The organism is Flavobacterium longum (genome assembly GCF_965137575.1).
GTDB classification, from domain to species: domain Bacteria; phylum Bacteroidota; class Bacteroidia; order Flavobacteriales; family Flavobacteriaceae; genus Flavobacterium; species Flavobacterium longum.
This window is the reverse complement of record NZ_CBCRZJ010000003.1, coordinates 61,559-80,559: the sequence shown is the minus strand read 5'-3', so window position 1 is coordinate 80,559 and position 19,001 is coordinate 61,559. Positions and strand designations below refer to the sequence as shown.

The following is a 19,001-nucleotide window of genomic DNA, read 5'->3' as shown; positions in this document are numbered from 1 at the left end:
TGAACTCGTATTTTTGCCAAAAATTTTTATGCGGCTTATCCATTTCACGGCTTCCAAAGGTTGGCGCGGGCACGAACAGAAAATCATCTACCTGTACGAAGCATTCCGCGATTATGGCTATTGTGAGCAACAGTGGATCGTTTGCCGCGAAGGTTCAGACATCCACAAGGTCGCGTCAGACAAAGGTTTCAACACCATTACGTTCGAATACAAGTCTGAATACGATTTTAAACTGGCCAAAAGACTCCGGCAGATTTCCGAGGAAAACAAAGTCGATCTGGTGTTCATCCACAGCAGCCAGGCGCATACGATTGCCGTTCTTTCGGCGGTGTTCAAAGGCTTGAAAACACCGTTGGTTTTGTGCCGCACGATGATCAAGAAAATCGACACGAACGTCCTCAGGAAATGGAAGTACAATTATCCCGGAATCAAAAAGATCATTTGTGTGTCGCAGCCGGTGGTCGATGTCTTGAAACCAGCCATTAAAGACCATTCGCGTCTTTGCATCGTGGGCAGCGTTACTGATTTGCAGAAATACGATAAGAAATCCACGGGGATTTTACGCCGCGAATTCAACATTCCGGAAGACCATAAAATTATCGGAAACGTGTCGGCGTTCGTTCCCGTAAAAGATCATGTCACGTGGGTTGCCACGGTCGAGGAGTTGAAAAAACGCGGACTGAAGGCCAAGTATGTCCTAATCGGCGACGGGCCGCTGGAATCTGAAATCAAGGAATTGGTCAAATCAAAAGGGTTGGAGACCGACGTCATTTTCGCCGGTTTCCGCCGCGATGTGCCAGACATCTGGCCGGAATTGGACCTCTTTCTGTTTACGTCGAACAACGAAGCCACCGGAAGCGTCGTGCTGGAAGCCTATGCTTCGCATGTGCCGTCTGTGGCCGCGCGCGCTGGTGGAACGTCCGAAGTGCTGATAGATGGCGTCACCGGATTTTTGGCCGAAGCGCGCAACCCAATCGATTTTGCAGACAAGGCCGAAGCGATTTTGTCCAACGATGCGTTGCGTTACAGCATGATTGAGAAAGGCTACCAATTCCTGAAGGAAAATTTTACGAAGGAAGTCATCGCCAAGAAAATGTTCGATGAACTGAACGAAGTATACCAAGCCGCAAAAAAATGATGTACCTGTTTGTATTCCTAGCGCTTGTATTGCTGGCCTGTTTGTGGTATATCGACAAACAGACCCGGTTCTTTACGCCTGCAGGAAACAAACTGCGCGTTTTGGAATACCATTCCATTTCGACGGACGGTTTTGAAGACCAGATTACGATCTCGAAAGAGAAATTCATAACGCAACTCAACTATCTAAAAAGCGAAGGCTACACGACGATGTGGCTTTCGGAAATCGACGATTATCAGCAAAAGCGAAAAGGCTTGCCACCAAAAACCGTAGTGCTTACTTTTGACGACGGTTACGCAAATAATTACACCGAACTGTTTCCGCTCTTGAAACAATACGGCATGAAAGCCACGTGTTTCATGGTATTGGGCCGCATCGGGCAAAATATCGATTGGGCCGGGAAATATGTAAATGATTCGATGCAGTTGATGAACAAGTCGCAGTTGCAGGAAATCAACTCGCACATCGAAGTCGCACACCATACGTTCAAGCATGACAACTATACAAAAATCACCTTGGATGAAGTCGATGATGACTTGAAGCAGTCGAATGCCGTTATCGAAACTGAGAAACTTAACGTATTTCCGGCGCTGGCCTATACATTCGGACGCTATTATCGGAAGAAAGGCGAGAAGCAGACACGTCTGTTCGCCATCTTGAAACAAAACGGGATCAAATATGCCTTCCGCATCGGCAACCGCATCAACAAATTTCCGTTGAACAGTTTTTACGACATCCAACGTACCGACATCCGCGGTACCGATTCGATGGATGATTTCAAGACCAAACTCCGTTTCGGGCGGAACAAATTATTTTAGCCTATGGGTTTGATGAAATTCCTCAAACGAAAGTACAAACAGCTCCAGATTGCGCGCATCCGCAACTCCGGCATGAGCGACGAGCAGTTTTCTAGATTGCAGGTGAAATACGTCGCCGGCCAGGAATTGCACCTCAATCCGCCGGTGCTGTTCTGGGAAAAACTGCAATGGCTGAAACTGCATAAATACACCGAAAGCTACGGTGATTACGCAGACAAATATGCGGCGCGTCAAATCGTCGCAGATAAAATCGGCCCCGAATATTTGAACGAGTTGTACAAGGTGTACGACAGCGTCGATGAAATCAACCTCGATGAATTGCCCAACCAGTTCGCGTTGAAATGTACGCATGCATCGGGATACAACGTCATCGTCAAGGACAAATCCAAGCTCGACTGGCCAAAAGCCAAAGCGAAATTGGAAAAATGGATGAAGCGCAATTACTACAATTGGTACCGAGAACGCGTGTACAAAGACATCAAGCCGCGCATCGTCGCCGAGAAATACCTCGAGCAATCCAACGGCGAACTCGTCGATTACAAATTTTTCTGTTTCCATGGCGAGCCGAAATTCTGTTCCATGAAGATTTACGAAGACGGCCAGCCCGCGCGCGGTTTCTTTTCGATGGACTGGAAAAAGGAAGAACCGGACGAAACCACGCGAGAATACATCAAGTCGTATCCGCCAAAACCGCCAATGTTCGATGAAATGGTTGAAATCGCCCGAAAATTGGCCCACGGTTTTATCTTCATCCGCATTGATTTGTATCAGATTGATGGCAAGATTTACTTTGGCGAATTCACGTTTTTCCCAACCGCCGCCGTCTGGATGGTGCCGCACATCACCAGGTTAAACAAAGAATGGGGCGATTTGATTGATCTCTCGAAAGCCTAACATCTAGCCACTAGCCACTAACAACTAGCAACTAAAAAAAGGTAAATTTGCCTAAACCCGAAACACCAATGTTCCATCACTATCTCATCACGCGTTTCAACCTCCGGAACCCCAAATGGGATGTGACCAAGAACAATGAAACGCTGCTCACCGATGACTGGATGGAAGACCGGATGTGGCTTTTCGAGAATTTCTGCTTTCCTTCGGTGACTGCGCAAACCTGTACCAATTTCACGTGGTTGCTCTTTCTGGATGTCACGACCAAGCCAATTTTCAAAGAAAGGATTGAAGCGTTGGTGAAAAACATCGGGAACATCAAAGTGTTTTACATCGATGGCATGCCGTCGTTTTACCCCGAAATCAAGAAATACATTTCGACACATTCGGCAAGCGTGTCTTATTTGATAACGTCTCGCATTGACAACGATGATTGTATCCATAAGGATTTCATCGGCGAGGTGCAAAAGCGGTTTAATTCCCAGGAATATCAGGCGGTTGATGTCATCAAAGGTTATTCGCTCCAGATCAAGCCCGATTTTATGTTGGGCAAGAAAGAGCACATTTTCAACCCGTTCATCAGCCTGATCGAGCGCAATGCCGATCCGCGTACCGTGTGGCAAAACGATCACAACATGTGGAAAAAGGAAACACGCATTACACAAGTCAAAGACCGGCGGCTCTGGATGTCAATCATCCACGAAAAGAACAAAGTCAATGAATTTGACGGCTACGACAACGTAAAATGGGACGACGTGCGCACCGACTTCATCCTGTCTCCGGCCTTGGACAAGGAAATCGCGGCCAAACTCCTGCCGCACAGCCAATGGTGGTTTTTGAGTTTGCGGAACAACTTGTACGTAAAGTCGGTGTTGTTCAGCAAAGTGCTCAAGAAAACCTTTGGGATTTACCGGATCAAGGAATCGAAATTCGGAACGATGACCGTTCATTCGGGTTTTGCGCAGTGGCGGAAGAACATCGAGAACCGCATCGCGAACTTTTCAAAGGAAGGCGAAGCGCTCGGGCCGGCCAAACGCAACGCCATCAAGATTTTTGACATCGACGGGCAAAAAGTCAACATCAAGTCCTTTAAGATTCCGGCTTGGTTCAACGCGGTCGTCTACCGGTTCTTCCGGAAAACGAAAGCGCGCCGTTCCTATGAGTACGCCAATATCTTGCTCGAAAACAGCATCGGAACACCACAGCCCATAGCATTCTTGGAACATTTCGGATGGATTACGCTCAAAGACAGTTACTACGTGAGCGAACAACTGCAGGCCGATTTGCTCTTCCGCGAATTGACCACGAATCCGGATTATCCGGAGCGCGAAATCATCCTGCGGCAATTCATCGCATTTTCGTACAAGTTGCATGAAAAAGGCATCGAGTTCATCGACAATACTTCGGGTAATACGCTCATCAAAAAAGACGGCCCGCAAGCGTATTCCTTCTATCTCGTGGATTTGAACCGGATGAATTTCCACAAATCGATGCCGCTTGAAAAGCGTATTTCGAATCTCGCGAAATTGACCACCAAGCAGGATATTTTGGAAATCATGAGCGACGAGTACGCCAAATTATCAGGCAGGAATTATCCTGAAATACTGGCGATGATGCACAAATACGCGCACCATTTCCAAGACCAGTTCAACCGCCGCCGCCGCCTGAAGAAAAAATTAAAATTCTGGAAGAAATGAAAGCATCCGTCATATTCAGTACGTACAATTCGGAAGCCTGGCTTGAGAAAACCATCTGGGGATTTTCGGCGCAGGACGAAACGGATTTTGAGATCATCATCGCCGACGACGGTTCGAAACCCGCTACCAAAGAACTGATCGATGCGCTTCGGCCGCAGGTCAAGATGCCGATCATTCACGTGTGGCAGGAAGACAATGGGTTCCAGAAATCGCAAATTCTCAACAAAGCCATTCTCGCCGCCACGACAGATTACCTGATTTTCACCGACGGCGACTGCATCCCGCGCAAAGATTTCGTTTCAACGCACCTGCAATACCGCGAAAAAGGTTATTTCCTTTCGGGCGGCTATTTCATGTTGCCTATGGAAACGTCTGTCGCCATCACCAAAGACGACATCCTGTCCGGGCGCTGCTTCCGTCTGGAATGGCTCACGAAACACGGGCTGAAATCCTCGTACAAAAATGTGAAGTTGGCCGTGCACGGTTTTACGGCGAGTTTCCTCAATTGGATTACGCCCACCAAGGCTACCTGGAACGGCCACAATGCTTCGGGTTGGAAAGAAGACTTGGTCGCGATTAATGGTTTCAACCAAGACATGCAGTACGGCGGGCAAGACCGAGAACTCGGGGAAAGGCTGTTCAACAAAGGGTTGAAATCGAAGCAAATCCGATACAGCGCCATCTGCATCCACCTAGATCACAAACGCGGTTATGTGAACGAAGAAACGTGGAAGAAGAACTACGCCATCCGCGCGAACACCAAGAAAAACAAAGTGGTGCGCACGCCTGTCGGGATTGATTCGAATCAATAAGTCCGTCGGCGAGAAAGAAAACTGCCATAGGTGATCAGCCGGGCAAACAAAAACGTTGCGGCCGCGCTCAACAGAAACGTTGCGGCTGGGACGATGACCATCCAAATCCCTAGTATTTCCCGTTTCCGCTTCGTGTAAAATGCCGCGACATCGTCCAGTGCGACCTCGAATCCTTTCCGTGCCGATAACAGTTCTTCTCGCGATTGGTAAAGCTTCAGTTTGTGGCCGTGCAAATTCAGTGAAAAATACCAGCCATCGGTATTCTGCCCAATCAACACATCGTCTACCTGCTGTATTTGACGGACTGTCAGGATGTCTTCGCCGTTGCGTTGGATGTACGCTTCCTCGGTCAAATCAATCATCAGCATGGAATACTCGTCGTTGATCGGGACATACCACGCATCACCAATGCCGATATCGACGTTTTTCCATCCTGACACCGCACCGGTAGCGAACAATCCCATAAAAAACCAACCGTAGAAGAACACGAACGGCGACAATGCCGCTGCGACGATTTTCCGTCGTTTAGGCGGTTTTGCAACAATAGATGTAATCACGATGGCGACTAATGCCAACACGGCGCTCACGACAAAAATGGCGATGAGATACATCAGGATTACGAACCCGGCACCCATCAGTTGTGTTTCAGGTAATCGGTCAACGCGGGTAAAATCAACTCGGGCGTGAAAGCTTCGTACAATGCCATCGCCTTGCTTTTCATTTCCTTGGCCGATTTCCCGCCGTACAATTCGGGTTTGAAATCCTTCAGATGTACCGATACCGTGTGCTTTCCGTCTTCAAAGGAATTCCAGGCTTCTTTCTTGATCCAAGTCGAGAAAATCGTAAACGTCGGTTTGCCGATCGCCTTGGCCATGTTCACCGCACCGCCTTCGTTCCCGATAAGCGCGTCGCAATGGTAGGTCACGGCCAGGAATTCGCGGATGCTGCCCGGCACCAAATCGATTTTGATGTGGGCTTGCGTGTCGGGTTTGCACAAATCGAAAACGGCCTGCGCTTCCGCCCGTTGTTTAGGGATGTAGTTAAATAGCAGCATGGCGCCGGTTTGCGCGACAATTTCATCGAGCAATTGCGCCATGTATGGGAACGGATAGGTCTTGTTGTGTCCACTGCCCAATACGCCGACCATGTAGGTTTTTCCGGAAATGCCATAGTCGGTCAGGATTTTTTTTCCGTGGGCAATTTCGGCTTCGGTAAGGAATATTTTGGGACGGTTGTCAAGAAGTTTATGGTCTTTGGTCTTTGTCTTTTGGAGGAAATCCGAGACGAGTTGCATCCGGTTGTCGATGGCCAGTCCGGCATCGGTTTTCGGGACGGAAAATTCCCTGTAGGTTTTGGTGTATAGAAAGTTCGTGTAGGATTTCCGGAACCCAATTTTCGTCTTTGCGCCCGATACGCCCACGACCAGATTGCTTTCCAGCTTTCCGTAGGCGTCAATCACGATATCGTATTTCGCTTTTCGGATGGAAACCAAGAATTTCAGCAATGCTTTTTTGCTCTTGCGGAATTCGTCCGTAAAGAAAATAATCCGGTCAATGTTCGGGTTGTTTTCCACGACCGGTTTGGTGAACGGATAAATCAGGTAATGGATTTCAGAATCGGGGAAAATCGTCTTGAGGTTGTTGCAAACGATGCTTGTGGCGAGTACGTCGCCAATCATTTTTTGCTGAATAACCAGAATTTTTTTCATTGAAATTTTTTGGGCGTTTCCCTTCGGGCAGTCGGCTTTGCAAGCCTCGTTTCCCGTCGGGCCGCGCTTTCCGATCTATCTTTTGCTTCCCGGCGTCAGCAAAAGGATGACGCTGCAATCGCTAACGCAGATTCGTCTACACCGCAACGTCGTAATCGCGCAAAGCATCGTTCAAACTCGTCTTCAAGTCCGTCGACGGTTTGCGTTTCCCTATGATGAGCGCACAAGGCACTTGGTATTCGCCCGCGGAAAACTGCTTGGTGTAGCTGCCCGGAATAACCACTGAACGTGCCGGTACGACACCTTTCATTTCAACGGGCTGGTCGCCGGTGACGTCAATAATTTTGGTGGATGCGGTCAAACAGACATTGGCGCCCAGTACAGCTTCGGTTTCAACGCGCACGCCTTCCACGACGATACAACGCGACCCGATGAACGCGCCGTCTTCAATGATGACTGGTGCGGCCTGTAAGGGTTCGAGTACGCCGCCAATCCCGACGCCGCCACTCAAATGGACATTTTTCCCGATTTGTGCGCAGCTTCCTACCGTAGCCCAGGTATCGACCATGGTGCCTTCATCGACATACGCGCCGATGTTGACATAGCTCGGCATCATGATCACGCCTTTTGAAATGTATGCACCGTGACGAGCCACAGCATGCGGCACCACCCGGATGCCTTTGGCGGCATATCCGCGCTTCAATGGAATTTTATCGTGGTATTCAAAAATGCCCACTTCAAATGTCTCCATTTTTTGGATCGGGAAATACAGTACAACGGCTTTTTTTACCCATTCGTTCACCTGCCAACCGTCAAGCGTCGGGTCGGCCACGCGGAGTGTGCCTTCGTCCAAAAGGTCAATGACTTTTCGGATGGCGGCAAGCGTTTCCGGTTCCTGTAGTTTGGAACGGTCGTCCCAGGCGGCTTCAATAGTGGCTTTGAGGTGGTTCATGTCGGTCTATTTTCACGCAAATATACGGGCATTTCACCAAAGCCAAAACGAAAAAAACGGTAAAAAAAATTGTAGTGCCTTACTCTTCGGTGTTGGCAATGGAAGCCGTCGCGGTAGCCGCAATATCGGTTTTCTGGAATTCCACCATCAGGCGCTTGTCGCCGTCATAAACGAACATCCGGTCATTGTCAATCAATGTAATGGTGATTTTGTGGCCGTCTTTGTCTTTGCAAAGATATACCGTGCCGTCGTTGGTGAATTGGTTGGTAGACACGATGTCAAGGTGGTACAACCTGTCGATGTTCATCGAGATTTCGTTGTCGGAGAAGTAGGCCACGCAATCTTCGTCGGTCGTCAAAGATTCCTGCCATTGTTGCTGCGCGTTGCGCGCATGGACGGCATCGAGCATAAATACTTTCGGTTGCGCAAAGCAGGGGCAAGCCGCCAGCGCGAGAAGTGTGATAAGTGCTTTCATGTTCATTAAAGTAGATTGGTTGCGGCAAACATAGGTATTTTCTTCTTAAAGGCGACAAAATGTATAAAATAATCGATGAAATACATATTTTTTTCAGTCGACAAAATTCGTAAATTTGGTTTTTTCCGATAATGAAAGACAATTTCTCTAAGCAAGCTGCGGCATATGCACAGTTCAGGCCGCATTATCCCGAGGAGATGATTGATGCCATTTTAAGACACGTCAATGCGGGCGATTGTGCGTTGGATGTGGCCACCGGAAATGGGCAAGTAGCGGTTTTGCTGACGCAGCATTTTGAGAAGGTATATGCCACAGACATCAGTCAAAAGCAAATCGATCATGCCGCGCAAAGGCCAAACGTGTATTACCACGTGGAGGCCGCCGAGCGCACCCGCTTCAACGACCATCAGTTTGATTTGATTACCGTGGCGCAAGCCATCCATTGGTTTGATTTCGAGTCCTTTTACAAGGAAGTCGACCGGATTTTGAAACCCGACGGGATTTTCGCGGTAATGGGCTACGGGCTGTTGAAAACCAATCCTGAGACTGACGCCATCATTGGCAACCTTTACCGAAACATCATCGGGCCGTACTGGGATGCCGAACGTCGCTACATCGACGAGATGTATCAAACGATTCCGTTCCCGTTCGACGAAATACCGTGTCCGTCGTTTGCCAACAGTTTCAATTGGGCATTGGACCAGCTCGTAGGTTATCTCAACACTTGGTCGGCGACGCAACATTATATAAAAGCAAACGGCGAGAATCCTGTAACTTTGATTTACCCGGAATTGGAAGCCAGTTGGCGCAACAGTAATAAGGAAGTCGTTTTTCCGTTGTTGTTGCGCATCGGAAGGAAGACAATCACTTAAAAAAAAGCTATGAAAAGACAGACCTTATTTTTACTATCGGCCATCGCCTTGCTGAGTTGCCAGAACCAGAAGGCTGAAAACCCCAAACCCGCGCCCACGGAAATCGCCACCGACCAGCCGTTGCCTGCCCAAAAACCGACGGCCACCAATTCCATGGATTACCTCGGATTTTACAAAGGCACGTTGCCTTGCGCAGACTGTGAAGGCATTGAAACCTCCGTCGAACTGTCGGAGGATTTCACCTACGCCATGACGACACGTTACAAGGGAAAAGGGACGAAAGTGTTTGAAGGCAAAGGCGTTTTTCAATGGGACGACACCGGAAAGAAAATCATCCTGAGCGAAAACGGCAAAATCACCGCGCAATTCCTGGTAAGCAACAACGCGCTCACCCAACTCGATGCGTCCGGCAACGTGATTACGGGGCAGTTGGCCAGCCGGTACATCTTGAAAAGGATGAGCGACGCCGCCGCCGAGAAACTTCCCGAACCCAAGCAAGAGCCGCAAAACCTGGTCGGCGTCAAATGGAAACTGGTGGAACTCAACGGTTACAAAGTGCAGCAGGAAGGAGAAAAGCCTTATTATATAGAATTGGATCCGATGAATGCTTTTACCGGATTTGCAGGCTGCAACAGTCTGCGCGGCCATTATGAGACGCGCGGCGGAAAAATCCGGTTCATGCGGATCGTGGGCACCATGAAAGGCTGCCCGGCCTTACCGACCGAGGAAAAATTCAAGACCGTACTTAGTAGGGCGAACGCGTTCGTCGTCGAGGGCAAATCCTTACGCTTCCTGGAGGGCGAAACCCTTTTGGCGACATTTGAACCGATGCCGAAATGACGCGCGAAACCATTGTGGCCACGAGGTTGCAAGCCCAACTGCTGCATAAGCCGACGTTTAACACCGCGCCGGAAGTCGTGAAGCATTTCGGGGCGATGCAGGCACAGGATTATCCGATGAGCTTGTTTGCCGTAGGCGTTCGTTCGCCCGGCAGTACCTACGCACAGATTGAACAGGCGCTGGACGATGGCCATATCATCCGGACGCACGTGTTGCGCCCGACCTGGCATTTGGCGCCGGCCGAAGACATTGGCTGGATGCTGGAACTTACCAGCGAGAATATCCTCCGACAAATGAAAAGCATGAACGCCAAGCTGGGACTCGATGCAAAGCTATTCACTAAAAGTGCCGATATCATCATGAAAGCCGTTTCGGATGGTGAACACAAGACGCGCGATGAACTGACCGCAATCTTAAATGCGCACAGCATCCGCACCGATCAGTACCGAGGTTTGCATATACTGGCCTACGCCGAACTTCAAGGCCTGATCTGCAATGGTCGGCGTGCCGGGAAACACCACAGCTATGCACTTATGTCGGAACGAGTCAAGCATCCGAGAAGGTTAGGCAAGGAAGCCGCTTTGGCCGAATTGGCGCTTCGGTATTTCACCAGTCACGGCCCGGCAACGTTGCGTGATTTCATCTGGTGGTCCGGGCTTTTGGTGGCCGAAGCGAAAACCGCAGTGGCTTTGACCGAAAAAGAATTGGCCAATAGTACCATGGACGGTGAAGTGTATTATTGGAAGGAAGCCGGCCATGCGCCAACCGACCGAAAAGTGATGCTGTTGCCGTCTTTTGACGAATACCTGATTGCGTATAAAAATCGCCGCGCGGCCATCGACGAAAAACATATGCCACATGCTTTTACCAGCAATGGTATTTTCAAGCCATTGATTGTGTCTGGCGGGGAAGTGGTTGGCGTCTGGAAGCGTACCGACAAGAAAAACCGCGTGGAAATTGAACCGACGTTTTTAAAGAAAGTCAGCAAGGCCGTTGAAAAAGATACCCTAGATGCGGCGGAAAGGTTCGGATTATTTTTGGGCAAGGAAGCCTCGGTACGGTCGCGTTAGGGATGGAAGCGGCAGCCCGCAGCTTGCAAAGCGAGGACTACAGCGTACAGCCCGGCGCTTGCGCAACGCCCAAATCCTAAAATTGCAAACATCTTAGTAGCTTTGCATCGGAAATGAATAAGAACCCGACCAATTGCCGGAACTAGCCACTAACAACTAGCCACTAACAACTACGAACCAGCATGAGAATACTCGCCCTAGATTACGGACAGAAACGCACCGGGATTGCCGTGACCGATGAACTACAAATCATTGCGTCTGGCCTGACCACCATTGCGTCAGAAACGGCTATTGATTTCTTGCGCGACTATTTTGCGAAAGAGAAAGTGGCCAAAGTGCTCATAGGCGAACCACGCCAGATGGACAATACGCCGTCTGAGAGCACGGCGGTAATTGAAGTTTTCGTATCAAAATTCAAGGAGACTTTTCCGGATATGCCTGTAGTTCGGGTGGACGAACGCTTCACCTCTAAACTGGCTTTTAAGGCGATGCTGGACAGTGGATTAAAGAAAAAACAGCGTCAGGACAAAGGGTTGATCGATGAAATCTCGGCCACGATCATGCTCCAGGATTACCTGACGCGCAAGATGTTTTAGGCGTGTGACTTGAGCGATTGTACCGCTTTGAGGATGTTTTCGGTCATGTTGGTAAGCCAGACCAGTTGCTCGATGACCAGTTGCGCTTCCTGCATTTTCAGCTTAAAAGAGGCTTCGTTGATGTTCTTGCTTTGGGCGAGTTCCTTGGCACGGATGTTCCTGAGTTCGGTGAACCGGAGCGACAAATCTTCTTTTTGACGTGGCACGGGCGGCTCGTCTTTGAGCAATGTCAATGCATCGTTGAGGTTGGCGATGGCCGTGTCTACGATGGCATTGAATCCCGCCGACGCCTTAGATGTCTTATAAGATTGAATGTACGTGCCGAGCGACGCCAGCGAAGACAACAGCGTGTGGTTCATCACGGCCAGTTTATAGACCTGCTGCAATGATTTTTGCTTGGATTTCGGTTCCTGCGCCATGCGTTGGAACGAAGCCATCAGGTTTCCGATTTCGATAAATGCTTCTTTTCGCGCCAAGCGGTATGACACCGGAATTTCCCCTTTTTTATTGTACAATTCCGAGATTTCGCGCAGGTAATCGCGGTTGGCCTTGACGGCATTTTCGGTATGCGACGGCACGCTCAAGAATTCCCAGGTTGGCCAGAAGAAATGGTTGGCCATGAACGCGAGCGCGGCGCCGGCTACGGTGTCAAGGATGCGGTATTGTACGACATCTTGGATGTGCGGTGTCTGCAGCCCATATATAAAAACGACATACATGGTCACGAAAGTTGCGCCAACCTTGTAGTTGGTGGTCGTGAAGGCGAATCCTAAAATCATCGACAATACGGCCAGCCCGCTGATGACATAGTCGTTCTGCATGACAGACAACAGCCCGAAAGCCAGTAGTCCGCCGAGTATCGTACCGAAAATCCTGTGGTAGGAACGCTCTTTCGTCAGGCCATATCCCGGACGCATGATCACGACGATTGTCAGTAATATCCAGTAAGCGTTCTGAAACGGCAACAGTTGCCCGATGATGAATCCGAATAACATCGTCACCGTCAACCGGAGCGAATGCCTGAAAATCGTGGATGAAAAGCTGAGGTTTTCGGTGAAGGTACTGATCGGGTAATACTGCGGCTTGAGGAATTTCTCCAAATCTTTGTCGGCGCCCTTGAAATCGTGTTTGAATACGGCGAGTGTCAACGCGCGCTCGGCGATGTTGATCTTTTCGACCTGTTTTTCTGCGTAGTGGTGCATCGTCCGGAGCAGATACACGCCTTCGGCGGCATCGTGGCCCAGTTCTTTTTCGTAGTCTTCGATGGCTTTTTCCAGCGCGGCCAAATCGTCGAACAAACGGTTGCCCGAGGTGTATTTCGAGCGGTTCTCGATGCTTTTGGCGAGTTTCTTCAGTGTCGATGCGAGGTTGTACGCGAGTTGCTGATAGGTCGCGAGTACGTTCTCATGTCCTTTGAATTTTTCGTGGAGTTTGCCGTGGTCAAACGACGTAGACAGCGCCAGTTCCAGGATTTCCAGGAGCGAAATGAACACGATGAGCATTTTCCGGTTCTGGTTGGACGGCCCGGAACCCAGCCGCGAGTTGATGAGCGCCTCCCGCAGGTGTTCGTGGATGGTGTTGAGTTCCACCTGGAGTTCGAGCTGCTTTTCGATGATTTTCTCTCGATTGGCACCTACGGTCCACAAATCGCCGCGCAGCTTCAGGTATTTGGACGTCAGCCGGATGCAATCATACAATTGTTTTTCGGCGTAACGGTTTGGGCGGACGTACCAGAACGCCATCGACACGAGGAAATAAAACAAGCCGCCGGCGAGCATGAGTCCACAATGTTCGTACAATTCACGCCCGGAGTAAATCGTGCTGAAGACTAATGAAACAGACAGCAATCCTGAGAACGACACATTCGTGGCGCGGTAGCCGTACACCGAAATCATCGACAGGAAAAAAAGCAAGCCCACGAAAACCGGATAAAAAAGCCACGGGTACGGATACACTATTGACACGAGCAACGCGCTTCCGGCTACTATAAACGCACCAGACAACAGCCCGTTGACTTTGTGCGTGAGGTTGCTGGAAATGTCGCTCGGGGAAGTCAGGAATGCGCCGAGTGCAATCGCAAAACCGGTCTTGAAATCGCCCAGCCACGAAAACAGGATCACCGGTATGGCTGCGGCAATGGTAACTTTAACCGCGTTGGCGAATTCGATGCTGTCGGTAAATTTCCTGATTTTGTAGACCATACCCGAGAATATGGGCAAAGGTAGGAATTGTAACAGGTTAACCTTTCAGCCGATGGCGTTTTAAGAGTATTTTATAAATATTCGCTAATTATTTTTTCGTGTTTCCTCGGGCTTTGTTTTTTTCACTTATTTTTGCAGACGTTTACCACTAGACACATGATTTTACCTATTATTGGTTACGGCGATCCAGTGCTTCGCAAGGTTTGCGACCCGGTTGCCGCAGATTATCCAGACCTGAAACAAGTCATCGCAGACATGTACGATACGATGTACAATGCGCATGGCGTGGGTTTGGCGGCGCCGCAGGTTGGGTTGCCCATCAGGATTTTCATTGTCGATACCGAACCGTTCAGCGACGACGATGACTTGTCTGCCGATGAACAGAAACAACTCGGTTCATTCAAGCGCACATTCATCAACGCGCAAATGCTGAAGGAAGAAGGCGAGGAATGGGGTTTTAACGAAGGTTGCTTGAGCATTCCGGAAGTTCGCGAAGACGTGTATCGCAACGAGCGCATCACCATTGAATACGACGACGAGGATTTCGTCCGGAAGACCGAAGTATTCGACGGCTTGATTGCCCGCGTCATCCAGCACGAGTACGATCACATTGAAGGTATTTTGTTCACAGACCGCATATCGTCGCTCAAGAAACGCCTAATCCAAAAGAAGCTCATGGGCATTATGGAAGGCAAGGCGCGCCCGGATTACAAAATGAAATTTGCCGCGAAAAAAGGAAGGTAATTAATTGACAATTGACAATGGATAATTGACGATTGGTGATACGAAAAGAATAAAAGTTAAAAAATAAATGGAATTAGAAAAAGTATTGGCGATTACCGGACAGCCCGGATTGTATTCACTCAAATTGCAGACGCGTACCGGTTTTGTGGCCGAATCGTTGGTTGACGGCAAGAAAATCAACGTCGGGATGCGCAACAACGTAAGCCTTTTGTCGGAAATCTCGATGTACACGCACACCGAAGAAAAACCGCTGGCCGAAGTGATGCGCGCCATAGCCAAGAAAGAGAACAATGGCCCAGCCATTTCGCACAAGGAAGACAGCAACAAACTGATGGCGTATTTCAAGGAAGTTTTGCCGGATTACGATGAAGATCGCGTTTATGCGTCTGACATCAAAAAAGTGTTGAACTGGTACAACTTGTTGCAAGCGAAAGGCATGGTGTCGTCCGAAGCGCCAAAAGGCAAAGGAGAGAAAGCCGAAGCCGCAGAAACTGCTGAAGGTGAAGCACCGGCGGAAAAGAAACCGGCCAAGAAAGCCAAGAAAGAGTAGTGGAAAACTATTGACAACTTCACGTCCCGAGGCCAGCATTTGGTTTCGGGATTTTTTATTTTTAAGACGCGACAATTTGCTGCCGGAATGCAGCAGTAATTAGCTCACCGATGACTACAAAAGAACAGAAACTCGAAGCGTTCGGCCGGCTGCTGGACATCATGGACGATTTGCGCGAGAAATGTCCGTGGGATAAAAAGCAGACGTTTGAATCGCTCAGGCATTTGACCATTGAAGAAACCTACGAACTTGGCGACGCCATCCTGGACAACAACTTGGAGGAAATCAAGAAAGAACTGGGCGATTTGCTGCTGCACATCGTATTCTACGCCAAGATCGGAAGCGAAACCGGGACGTTCGACATCGCCAGCGTGGCACATGACATTTGCGAGAAACTCATCCACCGGCATCCGCACATTTACGGCGATGTAGTGGTGGCCGACGAGGAAGAAGTGAAGCAGAACTGGGAAAAATTGAAGCTCAAGGAAGGCAAGAAGTCTGTTTTGGAAGGTGTTCCGAAAAGCCTGCCCGCGCTGGTGAAGGCGTCGCGCATACAAGACAAGGTGAAAGGCGTGGGTTTCGATTGGGAAGAACCGCATCAGGTCTGGGACAAAGTCCAAGAAGAACTTCGGGAATTGCAGCATGAAGTGTCGGCGCAGAACCACGATAGGATCGAAAGCGAATTCGGCGATGTGCTGTTCTCGATGATCAATTACGCCCGTTTTTTAAACATCAACCCCGAAGACGCGTTGGAACGTACCAACAAGAAATTCATCAAGCGGTTTCAATATTTGGAAAGCAAATCAAGCGAATCGGGCAAGCCGTTGTCTGAGATGACACTTGCCGAAATGGATGTTTTTTGGGAAGAAGCGAAAAAGTTATAATAAATTAGCCTAGTTGGCCGTTGACAATACATGAAAAGATTGATGCCATTAATCGTCTGCGTCTGCACGGCCATTACATTGACCGGATTGGTTTTTCAGATGGAACAAGTGAACGATCCGGTTCCTTCGTCTTACAATCATTGGAATGACTTGCCTTTCTTGGTAGTCCTTGTGGCGTTTTTCACGCTTTTTTTCTTTGCCGTCTTTTTACTGGGTCGTTTTTTTGTTAGTCGCTTGGTAAAGGCTAAAAAAGAATTCAGATAAAAAGAAATCCCAAATCCTGAAACATTCAAGCTGTTTAGAATTTGGGATTTTAATTTTAGGGTTTCTGAATTTATTCTTGTGCGATGCTGCGCAACTGCTTCAACTTCGCTTTCAGCATATCAAGTTCTTCCTTGTGTTTTTCGATGCTTTTGCGGACTTCGGCCACCATCGGATTCTCTTTCTTGGAATCTTTGCTGGTGAAAAACTGGATGTTGTTCTCCAGCTGGAAAATCTCCGATTGCACTTCATCGATCTTGCGCATCAGGAAGATTTTCTCGTTGTCGAGCTTGCGTGTGTCGTTGCTACCCGATAACGCTTCTACGCGGTTGGTGAAGCGCATCATGTCTGATTCTTTCTTGCTGAGGCTGAGTTTCTCGAACAAAGCGTCAAGGACTTTGTTGAATTTCCCTTCCACGTGACGACGCGCTTGCGGTACGCGGCCAAAACTTTTCCAGGTTTCGATGTGCGCCTTGATGGCATCGAGATCTGGTTTGTGTTCGCCGGTGAGTTGAAAATCCTTGAGCGTTTCCAAATAGGCTTTTTTCTTCTCGAATGCTTCCACTTCCTCGGCGACCTCGCTGCTGCGCGATTCTTTCATCTGCTCGAAATAATGGTTGCAGGCCGCTTTGAACGCTGCCCAGAGTTTGTCCGAGTACTTGCGGGGCACATGCCCGATCTGCTTCCATTCTTCCTGGATTTGCTTCATGACCGGCGTAGTTGCCGCGTAATCGGTGTTGTCTTGCAATTCCTGTGCACGTGCCACCAAAGCCTGTTTGCGGGAAAGGTTGTCGTTTTGGTCTTTCTTGATGTCTTTGTAGAACGCATTCTTGGACGAATTGAAATTGCGCACCGCGGTCTTGAACGATGCCCAGATTTCTTCATTTACATCTGATGGGGCTTTCCCGACGGCAAAAAATTCACCGCGAAGCGCTTCCACTTTAGCCATTTGTGCCAGCCAACCGGCGTGGTTATTGGCCTTTTCTTCAGACAAGGCTTCAATCTTGCCGATGATTTCTTTTTTCCTCGCGAGATTTTCCAATTCAGTACCGCGCATTTTCTCGAACAATGCCTCGCGCTTGTCGTGCATTTGTTTGGTGATGTCGCTGAAACGGTTCCAGATTTCCTCGCGGTGTTCTTTAGAAACCGGGCCAATGTCTTCCTTCCAAAGTTTGTGTAAATCCTGCAACTCACGGAACGCTTTGTTGATATCTACCATCTCCAGCAACGCTTCGGCACGGACGATGATTTTCTGCTTCTGCTCCAGGTTGTGTTTGAAATCTGCGTCGCGGGCTTCGCGGTCAAGATGCAGGTAATCGTAGAAATTCTCGACGTGGAAATGGTAATTGTTCCAGACGTGGTTGTATTTGTCGCGCGGAATCGGGCCGGCATTTTTCCAGCGTTCGCGCAATTCATTGAAATGTTTGAGCGTATCCTTGATGTTTTCTTGCGGGTTGATGAGGTTTTTCAACTCCTCGACGATGGCCAGCCTTTTGTCCAGATTGGCCTTCAAATCGTGCTGGATGCTCTGGAAATGCTTGTTTTTGCGGTCGCGGTATTGCGCATACAATTGGTCGAAGCGCGCCTTCGCCGGCAGATGATAATGGAAATCCTCCGTGGTTTCAGGGTTGGCGTTGTGCCATTCTTCACGTTTCTCATCGATGAAATGATGGTATTTCGAAAGAAAACTTTTTCTGACTTCTTCGACGTGGTCTTTCACCGACATCACTTTGTCTGCAGCGGCAAGCGTCTCCATTTCGCCGACGAGCTGGTCCATTTCCATGGCTTCGTAATCTTTCATCGGAACGGCTTCGTGCGCGCCGTGTTCGCTGTCTTCGGCGTTGGTCTCGGCGATGGCATTCACCGCCTCTTCGGTTTCGGTCGAAGCTTCAGCGGGCTTGGTTTCCGCTTCTTCGGTTGCGGCCGATTCAACGGCAGTTTCCGGCGCTGCTTCAACTTGAACTATTTCGGCCACGGTATCGGCGGCCGTATTTTCTGGGATTTCTTCTTCGGATGAATCAGGTTGGTCCGCATCGGCCAGTACTTCTTCTGAAACGTCATCTGCAGTTGCGGTTTCGGAAACTTCTTCCTGCGCCGGTTCTGTCACTTCCGCTACGACGGATTCTTCCGCCGCGGTTTCCGGCTCGATGGCGTCATCTGCAGGCGCAGCATCGGTTTCAGGTTGGCCTGATTGAGCGTCTTCAGCGGGTAACGCTTCGCCCGTTTTTTCGGCGTTTGCCGGTTCTTGGTTTACACTTCCGTCTGCATCGTGCAGGTTATCATTCTTTTCGTCCAACATTTGAGCAATGTTTTGGGGTTCATAAATTTTTAAGAACGCGAAAGATAGTAAAGCGGTTCTAATATTCAAAAGAAAACCAAGTTTTATCGCATTTTCGCGATTTCGGCGGCGTGAACTTTTTAAGCGATTTTGTATGCGTTTCTGTTTTTTGTAGCTTTGGAAAAAGCAATCGTAAACCTAAATCTTGTACCAT

19 protein-coding genes are annotated in these 19,001 nt (G+C 49.1%); 13 read left to right on the top strand and 6 right to left on the bottom strand.

All coding sequences use genetic code 11. The features are described from left to right. Positions 1–28 precede the first annotated feature (28 nt). The 5 genes from ACM9J1_RS05970 (at position 29) to ACM9J1_RS05950 (ending at position 5,356) form a co-directional block, all read left to right on the top strand. On the top strand, positions 29–1,138 hold the full coding sequence (locus tag ACM9J1_RS05970; protein WP_415581088.1) for a glycosyltransferase family 4 protein: 1,110 nt from the start codon (positions 29–31) through the stop codon (positions 1,136–1,138). Further along, on the top strand, positions 1,135–1,956 hold the full coding sequence (locus ACM9J1_RS05965; RefSeq protein ID WP_415581086.1) for a polysaccharide deacetylase family protein: 822 nt from the start codon (positions 1,135–1,137) through the stop codon (positions 1,954–1,956). Before ACM9J1_RS05970 ends, ACM9J1_RS05965 begins: the two co-directional genes overlap by 4 nt. Before the next feature lie 3 nt (positions 1,957–1,959). Beyond that, a complete protein-coding gene (locus ACM9J1_RS05960) occupies positions 1,960–2,850 on the top strand; it encodes an ATP-grasp fold amidoligase family protein (RefSeq protein ID WP_415581085.1) in 891 nt (296 codons plus the stop codon). A 68-nt stretch (positions 2,851–2,918) separates the two neighbouring features. Continuing rightward, a complete protein-coding gene (locus ACM9J1_RS05955; protein ID WP_415581083.1) occupies positions 2,919–4,544 on the top strand; it encodes a glycosyltransferase in 1,626 nt (541 codons plus the stop codon). Then, the gene (locus tag ACM9J1_RS05950) at positions 4,541–5,356 is read left to right on the top strand and encodes a glycosyltransferase family 2 protein (RefSeq protein WP_415581081.1); all 816 of its coding nucleotides are present in this window, start codon (positions 4,541–4,543) and stop codon (positions 5,354–5,356) included. The genes ACM9J1_RS05955 and ACM9J1_RS05950 overlap by 4 nt, the downstream gene beginning before the upstream one ends. Here ACM9J1_RS05950 and ACM9J1_RS05945 read toward each other — a convergent pair. The 4 genes from ACM9J1_RS05945 to ACM9J1_RS05930 all read right to left on the bottom strand — a co-directional run bounded on the left by ACM9J1_RS05945 (position 5,350) and on the right by ACM9J1_RS05930 (position 8,491). Continuing rightward, positions 5,350–5,991, bottom strand: a complete 642-nt coding sequence (locus tag ACM9J1_RS05945) for a hypothetical protein (protein WP_415581080.1) — start codon at positions 5,989–5,991, stop codon at positions 5,350–5,352. The two genes, ACM9J1_RS05950 and ACM9J1_RS05945, sit on opposite strands and share 7 nt — an antisense overlap. Then, positions 5,991–7,064, bottom strand: coding sequence for a glycosyltransferase family 9 protein (locus ACM9J1_RS05940; protein WP_415581078.1), 1,074 nt, complete (start codon positions 7,062–7,064; stop codon positions 5,991–5,993). Before ACM9J1_RS05940 ends, ACM9J1_RS05945 begins: the two co-directional genes overlap by 1 nt. A gap of 136 nt (positions 7,065–7,200) precedes the next feature. Beyond that, the gene (locus tag ACM9J1_RS05935; protein WP_415581076.1) at positions 7,201–8,016 is read right to left on the bottom strand and encodes a 2,3,4,5-tetrahydropyridine-2,6-dicarboxylate N-succinyltransferase; all 816 of its coding nucleotides are present in this window, start codon (positions 8,014–8,016) and stop codon (positions 7,201–7,203) included. Between the two features lie 79 nt (positions 8,017–8,095). Next, positions 8,096–8,491, bottom strand: a complete 396-nt coding sequence (locus ACM9J1_RS05930) for a hypothetical protein (RefSeq protein WP_415581074.1) — start codon at positions 8,489–8,491, stop codon at positions 8,096–8,098. Between the two features lie 131 nt (positions 8,492–8,622). Between ACM9J1_RS05930 and ACM9J1_RS05925 the strand changes: the two genes are divergently transcribed. The 4 genes from ACM9J1_RS05925 to ruvX all read left to right on the top strand — a co-directional run bounded on the left by ACM9J1_RS05925 (position 8,623) and on the right by ruvX (position 11,869). Then, positions 8,623–9,363, top strand: a complete 741-nt coding sequence (locus ACM9J1_RS05925; RefSeq protein WP_415581073.1) for a class I SAM-dependent methyltransferase — start codon at positions 8,623–8,625, stop codon at positions 9,361–9,363. A 9-nt stretch (positions 9,364–9,372) separates the two neighbouring features. Further along, positions 9,373–10,203 (top strand): copper resistance protein NlpE N-terminal domain-containing protein, encoded by an 831-nt coding sequence (locus ACM9J1_RS05920; RefSeq protein ID WP_415581071.1) that lies wholly within the window; start codon positions 9,373–9,375, stop codon positions 10,201–10,203. Next, a complete protein-coding gene (locus ACM9J1_RS05915; protein WP_415581069.1) occupies positions 10,200–11,273 on the top strand; it encodes a winged helix DNA-binding domain-containing protein in 1,074 nt (357 codons plus the stop codon). Before ACM9J1_RS05920 ends, ACM9J1_RS05915 begins: the two co-directional genes overlap by 4 nt. Before the next feature lie 182 nt (positions 11,274–11,455). Continuing rightward, positions 11,456–11,869: a Holliday junction resolvase RuvX gene (gene ruvX / locus ACM9J1_RS05910; RefSeq protein ID WP_415581068.1), complete on the top strand. Its 414-nt coding sequence runs from the start codon at positions 11,456–11,458 to the stop codon at positions 11,867–11,869. Here ruvX and ACM9J1_RS05905 read toward each other — a convergent pair. Beyond that, positions 11,866–14,070 carry an FUSC family membrane protein gene (locus ACM9J1_RS05905; RefSeq protein WP_415581066.1) on the bottom strand — a complete coding sequence of 735 codons (2,205 nt, stop codon included), beginning with the start codon at positions 14,068–14,070 and terminating at the stop codon, positions 11,866–11,868. The genes ruvX and ACM9J1_RS05905 overlap by 4 nt on opposite strands. Before the next feature lie 156 nt (positions 14,071–14,226). Here ACM9J1_RS05905 and def point away from each other — a divergent pair, with 156 nt between their 5' ends. The 4 genes from def to ACM9J1_RS05885 all read left to right on the top strand — a co-directional run bounded on the left by def (position 14,227) and on the right by ACM9J1_RS05885 (position 16,512). After that, positions 14,227–14,814, top strand: coding sequence for a peptide deformylase (def, locus tag ACM9J1_RS05900; protein WP_415581064.1), 588 nt, complete (start codon positions 14,227–14,229; stop codon positions 14,812–14,814). A gap of 67 nt (positions 14,815–14,881) precedes the next feature. After that, positions 14,882–15,364 (top strand): DUF5606 family protein, encoded by a 483-nt coding sequence (locus ACM9J1_RS05895; protein ID WP_415581063.1) that lies wholly within the window; start codon positions 14,882–14,884, stop codon positions 15,362–15,364. A 110-nt stretch (positions 15,365–15,474) separates the two neighbouring features. Beyond that, a complete protein-coding gene (gene mazG / locus ACM9J1_RS05890) occupies positions 15,475–16,248 on the top strand; it encodes a nucleoside triphosphate pyrophosphohydrolase (RefSeq protein ID WP_415581062.1) in 774 nt (257 codons plus the stop codon). Positions 16,249–16,278: 30 nt separating this feature from the next. Beyond that, positions 16,279–16,512, top strand: coding sequence for a hypothetical protein (locus ACM9J1_RS05885; RefSeq protein WP_415581061.1), 234 nt, complete (start codon positions 16,279–16,281; stop codon positions 16,510–16,512). Between the two features lie 70 nt (positions 16,513–16,582). On the opposite strand, the gene ACM9J1_RS05880 is transcribed toward ACM9J1_RS05885, so the two are convergent. Then, entirely contained in the window at positions 16,583–18,808 is a 2,226-nt protein-coding gene (locus ACM9J1_RS05880) for a DUF349 domain-containing protein (protein WP_415581060.1), read from the bottom strand. Between the last annotated feature and the right edge of the window lie 193 nt (positions 18,809–19,001).